Here is a 13575-nt window from a genome sequence, read left to right as displayed (position 1 = left end):
CCCCCCCCATCCACGTCTTAGCCGCTCGAAGAACGTGGATGCCCGGGACAAGCCCGGGCATGACGGCGTGCCCCAAGCACGCTTCGCATTCCAAAACTACTTCTTATCCCTGAAATACGGCTCGACCGGGCCGTGCACCTTGATGGTCAGCGGGTTGCCGTGGCGGTCCTTGGCGTTGCCTGCGGTGACGCGGACCCAGCCTTCGCTGATGCAGTATTCCTCGACATTGGTCTTCTCGACACCCTTGAAGCGGATGCCGACGTCGCGCGCCAGGATGTCCGCATTGTAAAAGGGGCTGTTCGGATCGACCGAGAGGCGGTCCGGAAATTCGTCGCTCATGATTGTCTCGCTCATAACAGGGTCTCGATTTGCTGCCGCAATCCTTCGGGCCGCGCGGTCGGCGCATAGCGCGAAACCACCTTGCCGGCGCGGTCCACCAGGAATTTCGTGAAATTCCATTTGATGGAGGCGCCCAGCAGGCCGGATTGCTGGCGTTTCAGGTACTCATACAACGGATGGGCATTGCTGCCGTTGACGTCGATCTTCTCGAACAGGGGAAAGGTGACGTCGTAATTGGTCGAGCAGAACGCCTGGATCTCGCTCGCCTGCCCTGGCTCCTGCGCACCGAACTGGTTGCAGGGAAAGCCGAGCACCGAGAAGCCGCGCGGGGACAGGTCGCGATGCAGATCCTCCAGCCCGCGATATTGCGGCGTGAAGCCGCATTTGCTCGCGGTGTTGACGATCAGCAGCACCTGCCCCTCGAAGCTGCGCATCGGCACTTCTTCGCCGAGAAGCGAGTTGGCCTTGAAGTCGTAGATCGCGGACATCGCTAACCTACGGGATCGATCGGCGACGGCGGCACGCCGCCCGCCTCGATCGCCTCGCCTGCGAGCAGGCAGAGATCCTCGCGATAGCGGCCCGACACGATGTGCACGCCGACCGGCGCCTTGCCGACGAGGCCCGTGGAGACCACGAGGCCCGGCAGGCCCATGAAGGGAATGGCGATCTGCGGCAACTGCGCTTCCCAGACGCGTTTGAAGGAAGAGTCGTCCTTGCGGTCGAGATGATCGGGGAACGGCAGTTCGCCGGAGACCGGCGTCAGCAGCACGGCATAGGTCTCGAAGAACAGCATCCAGTCGCGGGTCAGCGTGGCGCGGCGGGTCAATGCCTTGGCGTAATTGGCCTGGTCCATCGGCGTGACCCTGGCACGGTTGCCACGCAGGCACGCCAGCGCGCCGGGATCGCCTTCACGCTCGGCCATCTCGAGCTGCGCCTCATAGCCGTCGCCGAGCCAGAGCTTGATCTGCCACTCGACCGCTTCGCGCATCGGCGGGGTGTTCTCGATTGTCTCGACGGTCCAGCCGGCCCGTTCGAGCCGCTTGCCGGCGTCGATGACGGCGGCCTTCACCTCGGGCGCGCTGGCCAGGCCGTCCGGGTCGAGACAGAGCGCGGCGCGCTTCGGCCGCGCGGGGCCTTCCAGCGGCACCGGCACAAACCAGGGATCGCGGATGTCGCGGGCCGACATGGCCGCGAGCGAAATCCTGATGTCGTTGACGGTGCGCGCCAGCGGCCCCGACACCGCCATGATCTGCGGCCCGATCGGGCGCTCCGGCAGGGCCGGATTGAAGGCCGGGATGCGGCCCAAGGTCGGGCGCAAGCCATGCACGCCGCAGGCATAGGCGGGATAGCGGATCGAGCCGGCAATGTCGGTGCCATGGGCGATATGGCCGATGCCGGCCGCGACCGCCGAGCCCGCGCCGCCGGACGAGCCGCCCGGCGTCAGCGAGGCGTCGCGGGGGTTCTTGGTGTCGCCGTGGACCAGGTTGGTGGTGAACCAGCGATAGGAAAAGGCCGGGCAATTGGTGCGCCCAAGCAGAACGGCGCCGGCTTTGCGGAAATTGGCGACCACCGGATTGTCCTCGCGCGCGATCAGGTCGCGCTGGAGTTTGAGGCCGTTGGTGGTGGCAAAGCCCTCCTGGTCGACATTGGCCTTGATGGTGACGGGCACTCCGGCCAGCACGCCGGGGTCCTCGCCCCTGGCGATGGCGGCATCGACGGCGTCGGCCTGCTTGAGCACGTCCTCGGGCCGGTGGTCGATCACGGCGTTGAGGCTCGGATTGACCGCGTCGAGCCGGCCGAGGCCGGCCTGCGCGGCCTCCCTGGCGGAGACCTTTTTGGTTTTGACGAGATCGGCGAGGTCGGCCGCCGACAGGCGCCAGAGATCTTGCATGACTTGCTCCGTGTAACCGGCGTCTTTTAGCCCCGGGAACGCGGCAAAGCCATGCGGATTTCGCAGGGATTCTTCCGCCATTGCGACGGTGGCGAGAGCAAGCCTTAATGCCGGGTGGCGGACTGGTCCGGAATGTCCAGGAGTGCCTCGGTGAAGGGGAATTCGAGCACGATCTCGCCTTCCCGGTCGGTGACCTCGATGACGGCCTCAAGCAGGGCCGGCTGGGTGCCTTCCGATCTCAGCACCTCCAGAATCATCTGGCGGGCAACCTCCCAGGCGCGATCGGGATTGCGCAAATCCTCTCCCTCAGGATCCACGATCAGTTCGTCGCCGATACGGGTGTTGAAGAAATATCTGGGCATCACGAAGTTCCAGTTGGGTCGCCTGTACCGGATTGAAAGCTGCACTGCACTCACAACCGCTTTATCAGGAGAGGGTTCGCGACCGAATGCGCCGGGCGCAAGGCAGCATCACCAGCAAGTATCGTTCCGGCAGCATTTTTTGCGCCGCAACATGGCTTTCTCGGGAAAATTTCACTGGCGAACTTTTCCACCCGCACTAACTTAAGGATTGGGCGGATACGTCCGAATTCTCGAAAATGGAGAGCCGAAAATGGCCTGGAAAGCCCCGAAGATCGTCGAAGTGCCCTGTGGCATGGAAATCAACATGTATGTGAGCGCCACCCGCAAGTAAGCGGTTGGTGAGTTCGCGTTCTGCGCAGGTGGATCTTTCGGTCACGATGCATGTCCGGAAGACAGGATTTGTGTTTGCGTGAGGTCCACCTCGCGACATTGCCTCCAGGAGACGGATCATGCTTCGCGTCGTCGTCCTGGGCGCCGCAGCCGGCGGCGGAGTGCCGCAATGGAATTGCGGCTGCGAGGGCTGCCGGACGGCCCGTGATAACGGCCAAGAGCTGCAACGGACCCAAGCCTCGGTCGCCTTCAGCGGCGACGGCGAGCACTGGTTCTTGATCAACGCCTCCCCCGACCTCCGCCAGCAATTGAATGCGACGCCACAGCTGCATCCGAAGGCAGGCGCGCTGCGCCATACGCCGATCGCAGGCGTGATCCTGACCAACAGCGAGGTGGACGCAGTGGCCGGCCTGCTGTCGATGCGCGAGGGTTCGCCCTTCACGGTCTATGCGCACGAGAAGGTGCTGGCGATCCTGAAGGCGAACAGCATCTTCAATGTGCTGAACGAGAAAAACGTGCAGCGCCTGCCGGTCGACATCAATGAGCCGTTCGAGCCGCGGCTGCCGGACGGGGCGCGCTCAGGACTTGAGGTGCTGCCCTTCGCGGTCTCGGGCAAATCGGCCTGGTACCTGGAAGGCAAGACGCATCCGGGCGGCGACAGCGGCGAAGGCGATACGCTGGGGCTGAAGATCACCGACAAAGCAACCGGCAAATGCTTCTACTTCATCGCCGCCTGCGCCGAGGTCACCGACGCGCTCAAGGCCGAGATCGACGGCGCTGCGCTGGTGTTCTTCGACGGCACGGTGTGGCAGGACGACGAGATGATCAAGGCCGGGCTTAGCCACAAGACCGGCAAAAGCATGGGCCACGTCGCGATGTCCGGCGACCACGGCGCCATCGCGCGGCTCGCCGACCTCACACTCGACAGGAAGATATTTCTGCATATCAATAATTCGAATCCGGCGCTGCTGCCCGCTTCCCCGGAGCGCAAGGCCGCTGAAGCGGCGGGCTGGCAGATACCCGCGGACGGAACGGAGATCGTGCTGTGAATGCCGCGTCACTGACTGGAATGACCGCGCTCTCGATCGGCAAGGACATCAGGCTCACTAGCGCCGAGGAGCTGGAGGCGGCGCTGCGTCACATCGGTGCGACGCGCTATCACAGCCTGCATCCGTTCCATAGACTGCTGCATGGCGGCAAGCTCAACAAGGGCCAGGTGCAGGCCTGGGCGCTGAACCGCTACTATTACCAGAGCACCATCCCGATCAAGGACGCGGTGGTGATCTCGCGCTTCCGCGACCGCGCCACGCGGCTGGAATGGCGCCACCGCATCGAGGATCATGACGGCGACATCGGCTCCGAAGGCGGTATCGAGCGCTGGCTGAAGCTGACCGAAGGCCTCGGGTTGGACACAGCTTACGTGGAATCGACCGAAGGCATCCTGCCGGCGACGCGCTTTGCGGTGGAAGCCTATGTGCACTATTGCCGCGAGAAGTCGCCGCTGGAGGCGATCGCGTCCTCGCTCACCGAATTGTTCGCGCCGAACCTGCACGAAGAGCGCATCTCCGGGATGCTGGAGCACTACGACTTCGTCAATCCTGATATCATGAGCTACTTCAACCGCCGGTTGGCGCAGGCGCCGCGCGACGCCGGGTTTGCGCTCGACTATGTCAAGGCGCATGCCACCACGCCCGAGCAACGCGCGTCCGTCTGCAATGCGCTGATCTTCAAGACCAACGTGCTATGGGTGCAGCTCGACGCACTCCAGCACGCCTATGTCGAGGGCCACATTCCGCCGGGCGCGTTCGTGCCCCAAGAACACCAAAAGGCGAGCTAAGGAACGAGCGATGGCCGAGCCGCGTCACATCAGCGTCAGCGAGACCAGCCGGCCGGTTCTGCCGCGGCACGCCAAGCTGAAATATGACGAGACGCGAAAAGTCTGGGTGATCCTGGCGCCCGAACGCGTGCTGGCGCCGGACGAGATCGCGGTCGAGGTCTTGCAGCTCTGCGACGGCGAGCGCAATGTCGGCGAAATGTCCGACCAACTCGCGGCAAAATACGCCGCGCCGCGCGAGGCGATCCTGGCCGACGTCATTGTCATGCTGCAGGATCTCGCCGACAAGGGCTTTCTCACGGAGGCCCGGGAGAAGACGTCATGAGCGATGTGCTCGGCAATCCCACCATCCCGCCCGACGCCAGCGACAGCCTCGCGGTGCTGGAGAAGAGCCGCTCGACGGCAGAGACATTCGGCATTCCGCTCGCCGTGCTGCTCGAGATCACCCATCGCTGCCCGCTGCAATGTCCCTACTGCTCCAACCCGGTCGAGCTCGACCGCTCGGGCAAGGAGCTGACCACCGAGGAATGGAAGAAGGTATTGAGCGAGCTCGCCGAGATCGGCGTGCTGCAGGTGCATTTCTCCGGCGGCGAGCCGACGGCGCGCAAAGACCTGGTCGAACTGGTCAAGCATGCGAGCGACGTCGGGCTCTACACCAACCTCATCACCTCGGCGGTGCTGCTGACGCGCGAGCGGCTGAGCGAACTTGCCGATGCCGGGCTCTGCCACGTCCAGATCAGTTTTCAGGGCGTTGAAGAAGCCCTCGCCGACCGCGTCGGCGGCTACAAAAACGGGCACCGCAAGAAGCTCGAAGTCGCAAAATGGACGCGCGAGCTCGATTTGCCGCTCACCGTGAATGCGGTGATGCATCGGCAAAACCTGCACCAGCTGTCTGATATCATCCAGATGTCGGTGGACCTCGACGCCGACCGGCTCGAGGTCGCCAATGTCCAATATTACGGCTGGGCGCTAAAGAACCGCGCCGCGCTGATGCCGACGGTGGCGCAGCTCGACGAGTGCACCCGCATCGTCGAGGAGGCGCGCGAGCGGCTGAAGGGCCGGCTCACGATCGACTATGTCGTGCCCGATTATTACGCGCTGCGGCCGAAGAAGTGCATGGGCGGCTGGGGTCGGCAGTTCTTCAACATTTCGCCGGCCGGCAAGGTGCTGCCCTGCCACGCCGCCGAGAGCATCACCGGGCTCGACTTCGAATCCGTGCGCTCCAACCATTCGATCGCCTGGATCTGGCAGAACTCGGACGCCTTCAACCGCTACCGCGGCACCGGCTGGATGAAGGAGCCGTGCAAGAGTTGCGAATTCCGGGAGATCGATTTCGGCGGCTGCCGCTGCCAGGCCTTTGCGCTGACCGGCGACGCCGCCAACACCGATCCCGCCTGCGCGCTGTCGCCGCTGCACGAGACCATCTTCAAGCAGGCCGAGCGCGAGGCTGAGGGCGAAACCAACCGCTTCCTCTATCGCAATTTCGCCGGCGGCACCCTGGAATCCGAGAATGGTGCCTGACGCCGACGCGGCCAGCTCAGTCAAGCGCGCCGATCCCTTTGCACCGCTGACCTCCGAAATGCTCGACGTCGGCGACGGCCACGAACTCTATGTCGAGAGCGTCGGCCGCACCGACGGCATCCCCGCGGTCTATCTGCATGGCGGCCCCGGCAGCGGCTGCCAGCCCGACCACCGCCGCCTGTTTGATCCCGACCGTTTCCATGCCGTGCTGTTCGACCAGCGCGGCTGCGGTCGCAGCCGGCCGAAGGGATCGCGCCAGCACAACACCATACAGCATCTGATCGCGGACATGGAAAAGATCCGCGAGAAATTCGGCGTCGCGCGCTGGATGGTGGTCGGCGGCTCCTGGGGCGCGACGCTGGCGCTGGCTTATGCGCAGGCGCATCCCGAGCGCGTCTCCGGAATTGCGCTGCGCGCGACCTTTCTCGGCACGCGTGCTGAAGTCGAGATCGCCTTCACCTCGCGCCTGTCGCAATTCTACCCCGCGCTCTACGACGATTTTCTGAGCGTGCTGCCGGTCGAGGAGCGCGCGCAACCGGTGGAAGCCTACTATCGCCGCATCCTCGATCCCGATCCGGCGGTGCATGGCCCGGCCTCGCGCGCCTGGCACGATACCGAACGCGCCTTGTCGGAGCACAAGGCGGCAAAGACACGGCTGGATCTGGCGTCGCTGAACGTGTGGCGCACATTGCCGGCGACGCCGTTCATGGAGGCGCATTATTTCGTCCAAGACAGCTTCATGACGGAGAACGAGTTGTTGCGGAACGCCGGCAAGCTCGACGGCATTCCCGGCATCATCGTCCAGGGCCGCTACGATCTGTTGTGCCCTCCCGAGACATCGCAGGCGCTCGCGAAAGTGTGGCCGGGTTCCGAGATTCGCATCGTGGAAGAAGCCGGCCATTCGCTCTATGATACCGGCGTGCGGGACGCGGTCATGAAGTCGATCGCAGATATCGCTTCGAAGATTTCGCGATAGCGGGACAAGAAAATGCCACTCGCCGGGAAGGGCATGTTGCTCACGTCGATGAATATCGACGTTCCAAATGAACCCGATTTCAACCGCTGGTACGATCGCGAGCATCTGGAAGAGCGCGTTGCGATCGAGGGCTTTCTCGAAGCGCGGCGCTATGTCGCGCACGCCGCCAATCCCAAATATCTCTCGCTGTATTCAACCGCGACGCTCGACGTGCTCGACAGTCCCGCCTACCGGGCGAGGCTCGCCAATCAGACCGAATGGTCGCGGCGGAGCATGGCGCATTTCAAGGACATGCTCCGCGTGGTCGCCCGCATCACGATCAGCAACGGTACCGGACGCGGCGCGGCGCTCGGCCTCGTGCGGCTGCGGCCGACGCCGGACAATGCAGTCGCGTGGCGTGACGCACTGCAAGAACGGCTGGCGCCGGAAAAACACGACGGCATCATCTCCATGCATCTGCTCGAAAGCGAGCCGGAACTATCAGGCGCGACCGCGGATATTCCGGCGGTGCGCAACGAAGGCGCGCGCGACTGGTTCGTGCTGATCGACGGCACGCATGTCGGCGCGGTCTCGTCCGTGATCGCCGAGCGCTTCACCGGCCCTGCCGCCTCGCCATTCCCGCTTCCCGTGTCGGTCGGCTCCTACTGCCTGATGTGGGACCTCGCGAAGAGCGACATCGCGCGCAACTAAGCCATCGGACGCATCGCAACATGCTGCACCGCCACATACTGCGCACGGCCGTTAATGCTGTGCGCGCGTAGCTCCCATGAAAGAGGGGAAGCGCGAAATTTGCCGTTGTACTTCGGAGCGGTTCTAATAAGCTAACCTAATGACGTCATTCAGAAACCAGATCGCCGCGCGTTAGCGTTCGCAAGCTCAAGAAAAGGCCGCGGGGTCTTTGAGCCTGCGCGGACAGGGTAGGAATGAAACCGACCGATATTGCGGCCCCCGACTACTTTCACAAAGTGGTCGATTGCCAATGGGCCTGTCCTGCGCACACTCCCGTTCCCGAATACATCCGACTGATCGCCCAAGGCCGCTACAGCGACGCCTATATGATCAATTGGAAATCGAACGTGTTTCCCGGAATTCTGGGACGGACCTGCGATCGTCCATGCGAGCCGGCGTGCCGCCGCGGACGCGTCGAGGAGACGCCGGTCGCGATCTGCCGCCTGAAGCGCGTCGCCGCCGACTTCAAGGACGACATCACGCAGCGCTTGCCGCGCCCCTCGGCCAAGAACGGCAAGCGCGTTGCCTTCGTGGGGGGTGGTCCCGCTTCGCTGACGGTCGCCCGCGATCTCGCGCCGCTCGGCTATCACTGCACCGTGTTCGACGCCGATGCCCAAGCCGGCGGCATGATGCGCTCGCAGATCCCGAAATTCCGCCTGCCGGATTCGGTCATCGACGAGGAGACCGGCTACATCCTGGGTCTCGGCGTCGACTTCAAGGGCGGCCATCGCATCGAGAGCATGAAGGCGCTGCTCGCGGAGAAGTACGACGCAATCTTCGTCGGCTCCGGCGCACCGCGCGGCCGCGAGCTCGACATCCCCGGACGCAAGGAAGCAGCCGCCAACGTCCATATCGGCATCGACTGGCTGTCCTCGGTCTCGTTCGGTCATACCGACAAGATCGGCAAGCGCGTCATCGTGCTCGGCGGCGGCAACACCGCGATGGATTGCTGCCGCACTGCGCGTCGCCTCGGCGGCGAAGAGGTGAAGGTCGTCGTACGCTCCGGCTTCGAGGAAATGAAGGCCTCGCCCTGGGAGAAGGAAGATGCGCTCCACGAGGACATCCCGATCCTCAACTTCCTCGTGCCCACAGCCTTCGTCCACGACAACGGCAAGCTCATCGGCATCACTTTCCAGAAGGTGAAGGCCGAATATGACGCCAAGGGCCGCCGCAACCTCGTGCCCTCGGGCGAGCCGGACCAGACCATCGAATGCGACGACGTGCTGGTCGCGGTCGGCCAGGAGAACGCCTTCCCCTGGATCGAGCAGGACTGCGGCATCGAGTTCGATAAATGGCACATGCCCAAGGTCGATCCGCAAACCTTCGTCTCGACCAACCCGAAGGTGTTCTTCGGCGGCGACGCCGCGTTCGGGCCGAAAAACATCATCTGGGCGGTGGCGCAGGGCCATGACGCCGCGCTGTCGATCCACAAAATGCTCTCGGGCGAGGACATCACCGAGCGGCCATTGCCCGACGTGTACATCTCCTCGCAGAAGATGGGCATCCACGAATGGAGCTATGACAACGACATCTCCAACGACAAGCGCTACAAGGTGCCGCATCGCGACAAGGTGATCGCGCTGAAGGACATCCGCACCGAGGTCGAGCTCGGCTATGACGTCAAGCTGGCGCTGGGCGAAGCTCATCGCTGCCTGAACTGCGACGTCCAGACCGTGTTCTCGACCTCGCTCTGCATCGAGTGCGATGCCTGCGTCGACATCTGTCCGATGGATTGCATCACCTTCACGGACAACGGCGAGGAAGGCGATCTCCGTCAGCGCCTGAAAGCACCCTCGCTGCATCCGGACCAGGATCTCTATGTTTCCAGCGACCTCAAGACCGGGCGGGTGATGGTGAAGGACGAGGATGTCTGCCTGCATTGCGGGCTGTGCGCCGAGCGCTGCCCCACCGGCGCCTGGGACATGCAGAAATATTTGATCGAGATGACTCACGCAGGTTCAGCATGTCCGACAAAAAGCCGATCAGCAGCGTAAACGACTTCGTCGTCCGCTTCGCCAACGTCAACGGATCCGGCTCGGCCAGCGCCAACGAGATGTTTGCGCGCGCGATCCTGCGCCACGGCGTTCCGGTGAGCCCCCGTAACATCTTCCCCTCCAACATCCAGGGCCTGCCGACCTGGTACGAGGTGCGGGTGACCGAAGACGGCCATCTCGGCGCCCGCGGCGGCGTCGACATGATGGTCGCCATGAACCCGCAGACCTGGGACAAGGACGTCGCCGGCATCGAGCCCGGCGGCTATCTGTTCTATGATTCCACCAAGCCGATGCCGTCGACCAAATTCCGCGACGACATCACCGTGATCGGCGTCCCCCTGACCGCGATCACCAACTCGACCTATACCGATCCGCGCCAGCGCCAGCTGTTCAAGAACATCATCTATCTCGGGGCGCTCTCGGCGCTGCTCGACATGGATCCGAAGCTGATCGAGCAGCTGATCGGCGAGCAGTACAAGGGCAAGGAGAAGCTGCTCTCGTCCAACGTCCACGCGCTGCATCTCGGCCGCGACTGGGCACTGCAAAACCTGAAATGCCCGACCGGGCTGCGGGTGAAGAAGTCCGACAAGGTCGGCGACCGCATCTTCATCGAAGGCAACAGCGCCGCCGCGCTCGGCGCCGTCTATGGCGGCGCCACGGTGTGCGCGTGGTATCCGATCACGCCGTCTTCGTCCGTGGCCGAGGCCTTCACCGCGCACTGCAAGAAGTACCGGCACGACCCGGAAACCGGCAAGGCGAAATACGCCATCGTGCAGGGCGAGGACGAGCTCGCCTCGATCGGAATCGTGATCGGCGCCTCCTGGAACGGCGCGCGCGCCTTCACCGCGACCTCCGGCCCCGGCATCTCGCTGATGACCGAGTTCATCGGCCTGTCATATTTCGCCGAAATCCCGGCCGTGATCATGAACATCCAGCGCGCCGGTCCCTCGACCGGCATGCCGACCCGTACCCAGCAATGCGACATCATCGCCTGCGCCTATGCTTCACATGGCGACACCAAGCATGTGCTGCTGTTCCCGGAGGATCCCGCCGAAGCGTTCGAGTTCGCGGCCGCGGCTTTCGATCTCGCCGAGCGGCTCCAGACCACCATCTTCCTGATGCTCGACCTCGACATCGGCATGAACCACCGGCTCTGCCGTCCGCTGAAATGGGACGACGCCAAGCAATATGACCGCGGCAAGGTGATGACCGCGGAGATGCTGGACGAAGGCCGCGATTTCGGCCGCTATCTCGACGTCGACGGCGACGGCATCCCCTACCGAACCTATCCCGGCACGCATCCGACCAAGGGCTCCTATTTTACCCGTGGCACGTCGCGTGACCGCTATGCGCGTTACTCCGAAGAAGGCTCGGTCTACGCCGACAACATGCAGCGCCTGATGCGCAAGTTCGAGACCGCGCAGGATCTGGTGCCGCGGCCGCTCCAGGCCAATGCGGAACGGCCAACCAAATACGGCGTGATCTATTTCGGCTCGACCACGCCGGCGATGGACGAGGCGATCGGATTGCTTGAAGCGCGCGGGCATCAGCTCGACCGCCTGCGCATCCGCGCCTTCCCGTTCCACTCCAGCGTGGCGAGCTTCCTCGCCGAGCACGATTTCGTCTATGTAGTCGAGCAGAATCGCGACAGCCAGCTGCGCCAGCTCATCGTCAACGAAAACGGCATCGACCCGGTGCGGCTGGTGCCGATCGTGCATTACGACGGCTCGCCGATCACCGCCCGCTTCATCGCAAAAGCCATTGGCGACCACCAGGATCACATCAAGGTGACCCCGCTCCGCAAGGCCGTGTCATGACCTACATTGCAAAGCCGAAATTCCACCATCCCGGGCTGAAGAAGAACGAGCTCGGCTACACCCATCGCGATTACGAGGGCAAGATCTCGACGCTGTGCGCCGGCTGTGGCCATGACTCGATCACGGCCTCCATCATCGAGGCCTGCTATGAGCTTTCGATCGAGCCGCACCGGGTCGCCAAGATTTCGGGTATCGGCTGCTCGTCGAAGACGCCGGACTATTTTCTCGGCAATTCGCACGGCTTCAACTCCGTGCACGGCCGCATGCCCAGCGTCCTGACCGGCGCCAATCTCGCCAATCGCGACCTGATCTATCTCGGCGTCTCCGGCGACGGCGATTCCGCCTCGATCGGCTTCGGCCAGTTCGCGCATTCGATCCGGCGCGGCGTCAACATGACCTATATCGTCGAGAACAACGGCGTCTACGGTTTGACCAAGGGCCAGTTCTCGGCGACCGCCGACCGCGGCTCGAAGTCCAAGAAGGGCGTCACCAACACCGACAACGCCATCGACCTCGTCGCGATCGCGCTGCAGTTGGGGGCGACTTTCGTCGCGCGCTCGTTCTCCGGCGACAAGACCCAGCTCGTGCCGCTGATCGCGGCCGCGATCCGCCACAAGGGCGCGTCGTTCATCGACGTCATCAGCCCCTGCATCGCCTTCAACAACCATGCCGGCTCGACCAAGAGCTTCGACTATGTCCGCGAGCACAATGACGCGGTGAACCGGCTCGATGTGCTGGTCAGCCGCGATCCGATTGCGGTGGATTACGCACCCGGCACCGTGCAAATGGTCGAGCAGCATGACGGCAGCAGGATCGCGCTGCGCAAGATCGATGCCGACTACGATCCGCACGACCGGCTCGGCGCCCAAACCTTCCTGCAAAAGCACGCCGCCAAGGGACAGATCGTCACCGGCCTGCTCTATGTCGATCCCGACGCGGAAGACCTGCACGAGCATCTCAACACGGTCGAAACGCCGCTCAACACGCTGGAAGCCGACACGCTCTGCCCCGGCTCGGCGGCGCTGGACAAGTTCAACGCCAGCCTGCGGTGATTGCCTATCGTGCCGCGGCCGGCTGCCGGACGCGTATGGTGATCTTCTCCGACACGATGGGCGGCTCGAACGGATAGTGCTTGGCATCGCCCAGCACGAGTTGAAGCGTGTGCGTCCCGGGCGGAAGCTCGAGCAGCGTTTCGGTCTGCCCTGCCCCGAAATGCAGATGCGACTTGTCCTGCAGGATCGGCTCCTTGGGATCGATGGGGTCGTTGACGTCGATCAGCAGATGATGGTGACCGGCGTTCTGGTACTCGTCGCCGGCATGGGTCACTCCCATGTTGCGCAAGCCGAACCGGACCCAGAATCCGCCGCGCACCTTCTGCCCGTCACGCGGGGTGATGAAATAGAGCTTTGCGTCCTTGGGCGCTGCCTTGCCCTGCGAAAAGGCTGCCCCCGGAAGCAATGCGAGCGCCGCCGCCAGCGCGACGCAACGAAGGATCTGCATCAAACCAACTCCACCACTTAAGGACTGAGCGCCACGCGGAATCCGTGCGTGGGGTAACGAACATTGGTGTCGTAGCCATCGCGGTTGGACGGCCGCACATATCTCGAATCGTTCTTCCAGGAGCCCGAGCGCAGGACATGAGCGCTGCAGTCCCCGCTGCTCCATGCCGAGCCGTCGGTGGGCGCGCCCTGATAGGTCTTGTGCCAGCAGTCCTCGACCCACTGATCGACGCCGCCGCCCATGTCGTGGAGCCCGAACGGGTTCGGCTTGAAGCTGCCGACT

16 protein-coding genes are annotated in these 13575 nt (G+C 63.8%); 10 read left to right on the top strand and 6 right to left on the bottom strand.

Translation table 11 applies throughout. The features are described 5' to 3' along the window. Positions 1-96: 96 nt before the first annotated feature. The 4 genes from IVB13_RS05255 to IVB13_RS05240 all read right to left on the bottom strand — a co-directional run bounded on the left by IVB13_RS05255 (position 97) and on the right by IVB13_RS05240 (position 2592). Positions 97-354: a DUF3297 family protein gene (locus IVB13_RS05255; RefSeq protein WP_007613756.1), complete on the bottom strand. Its 258-nt coding sequence runs from the start codon at positions 352-354 to the stop codon at positions 97-99. Then, positions 351-827 carry a glutathione peroxidase gene (locus IVB13_RS05250; RefSeq protein WP_018454085.1) on the bottom strand — a complete coding sequence of 159 codons (477 nt, stop codon included), beginning with the start codon at positions 825-827 and terminating at the stop codon, positions 351-353. The genes IVB13_RS05255 and IVB13_RS05250 overlap by 4 nt, the downstream gene beginning before the upstream one ends. Before the next feature lie 2 nt (positions 828-829). Next, positions 830-2230, bottom strand: a complete 1401-nt coding sequence (locus tag IVB13_RS05245) for an amidase family protein (protein WP_085395718.1) — start codon at positions 2228-2230, stop codon at positions 830-832. A gap of 104 nt (positions 2231-2334) precedes the next feature. Then, on the bottom strand, positions 2335-2592 hold the full coding sequence (locus IVB13_RS05240) for a hypothetical protein (RefSeq protein ID WP_007613759.1): 258 nt from the start codon (positions 2590-2592) through the stop codon (positions 2335-2337). 250 nt (positions 2593-2842) lie between these two features. Between IVB13_RS05240 and pqqA the strand changes: the two genes are divergently transcribed. The 10 genes from pqqA to IVB13_RS05190 all read left to right on the top strand — a co-directional run bounded on the left by pqqA (position 2843) and on the right by IVB13_RS05190 (position 12845). After that, positions 2843-2923, top strand: coding sequence for a pyrroloquinoline quinone precursor peptide PqqA (gene pqqA, locus IVB13_RS05235; protein ID WP_007595659.1), 81 nt, complete (start codon positions 2843-2845; stop codon positions 2921-2923). A gap of 118 nt (positions 2924-3041) precedes the next feature. Next, positions 3042-3971: a pyrroloquinoline quinone biosynthesis protein PqqB gene (gene pqqB / locus IVB13_RS05230; RefSeq protein WP_085361488.1), complete on the top strand. Its 930-nt coding sequence runs from the start codon at positions 3042-3044 to the stop codon at positions 3969-3971. After that, positions 3968-4759, top strand: coding sequence for a pyrroloquinoline-quinone synthase PqqC (gene pqqC / locus IVB13_RS05225; RefSeq protein ID WP_247295004.1), 792 nt, complete (start codon positions 3968-3970; stop codon positions 4757-4759). The genes pqqB and pqqC overlap by 4 nt, the downstream gene beginning before the upstream one ends. Before the next feature lie 10 nt (positions 4760-4769). After that, positions 4770-5081, top strand: coding sequence for a pyrroloquinoline quinone biosynthesis peptide chaperone PqqD (pqqD, locus tag IVB13_RS05220; RefSeq protein ID WP_247295006.1), 312 nt, complete (start codon positions 4770-4772; stop codon positions 5079-5081). Next, positions 5078-6277 (top strand): pyrroloquinoline quinone biosynthesis protein PqqE, encoded by a 1200-nt coding sequence (pqqE, locus tag IVB13_RS05215; RefSeq protein WP_018454081.1) that lies wholly within the window; start codon positions 5078-5080, stop codon positions 6275-6277. The genes pqqD and pqqE overlap by 4 nt, the downstream gene beginning before the upstream one ends. Next, positions 6267-7253: a prolyl aminopeptidase gene (gene pip / locus IVB13_RS05210; RefSeq protein ID WP_247361130.1), complete on the top strand. Its 987-nt coding sequence runs from the start codon at positions 6267-6269 to the stop codon at positions 7251-7253. Before pqqE ends, pip begins: the two co-directional genes overlap by 11 nt. 12 nt (positions 7254-7265) lie before the next feature. After that, positions 7266-7943 (top strand): DUF4286 family protein, encoded by a 678-nt coding sequence (locus tag IVB13_RS05205; RefSeq protein WP_247295012.1) that lies wholly within the window; start codon positions 7266-7268, stop codon positions 7941-7943. 233 nt (positions 7944-8176) lie between these two features. Further along, positions 8177-9976 (top strand): FAD-dependent oxidoreductase, encoded by a 1800-nt coding sequence (locus tag IVB13_RS05200; RefSeq protein WP_247295015.1) that lies wholly within the window; start codon positions 8177-8179, stop codon positions 9974-9976. Then, on the top strand, positions 9946-11793 hold the full coding sequence (locus IVB13_RS05195; protein ID WP_085385335.1) for a 2-oxoacid:acceptor oxidoreductase subunit alpha: 1848 nt from the start codon (positions 9946-9948) through the stop codon (positions 11791-11793). Before IVB13_RS05200 ends, IVB13_RS05195 begins: the two co-directional genes overlap by 31 nt. Further along, on the top strand, positions 11790-12845 hold the full coding sequence (locus tag IVB13_RS05190; RefSeq protein WP_085351892.1) for a 2-oxoacid:ferredoxin oxidoreductase subunit beta: 1056 nt from the start codon (positions 11790-11792) through the stop codon (positions 12843-12845). Before IVB13_RS05195 ends, IVB13_RS05190 begins: the two co-directional genes overlap by 4 nt. Positions 12846-12849: 4 nt before the next feature. Here the strand turns inward: IVB13_RS05190 and IVB13_RS05185 are convergent, their stop codons facing one another. Both IVB13_RS05185 and IVB13_RS05180 read right to left on the bottom strand, forming a co-directional pair. Further along, on the bottom strand, positions 12850-13293 hold the full coding sequence (locus IVB13_RS05185; protein ID WP_018454075.1) for a DUF4399 domain-containing protein: 444 nt from the start codon (positions 13291-13293) through the stop codon (positions 12850-12852). A gap of 17 nt (positions 13294-13310) precedes the next feature. Continuing rightward, on the bottom strand, positions 13311-13575 hold a 265-nt coding region (locus IVB13_RS05180), incomplete at its 5' end, for an SUMF1/EgtB/PvdO family nonheme iron enzyme (RefSeq protein ID WP_247488009.1).

The organism is Bradyrhizobium sp. 17 (genome assembly GCF_023073515.1).
Classification (GTDB): Bacteria; Pseudomonadota; Alphaproteobacteria; order Rhizobiales; family Xanthobacteraceae; genus Bradyrhizobium; species Bradyrhizobium canariense_D.
Note: the sequence above shows the minus strand (reverse complement) of the source record. Positions and strands in the feature narration are given on the sequence as shown.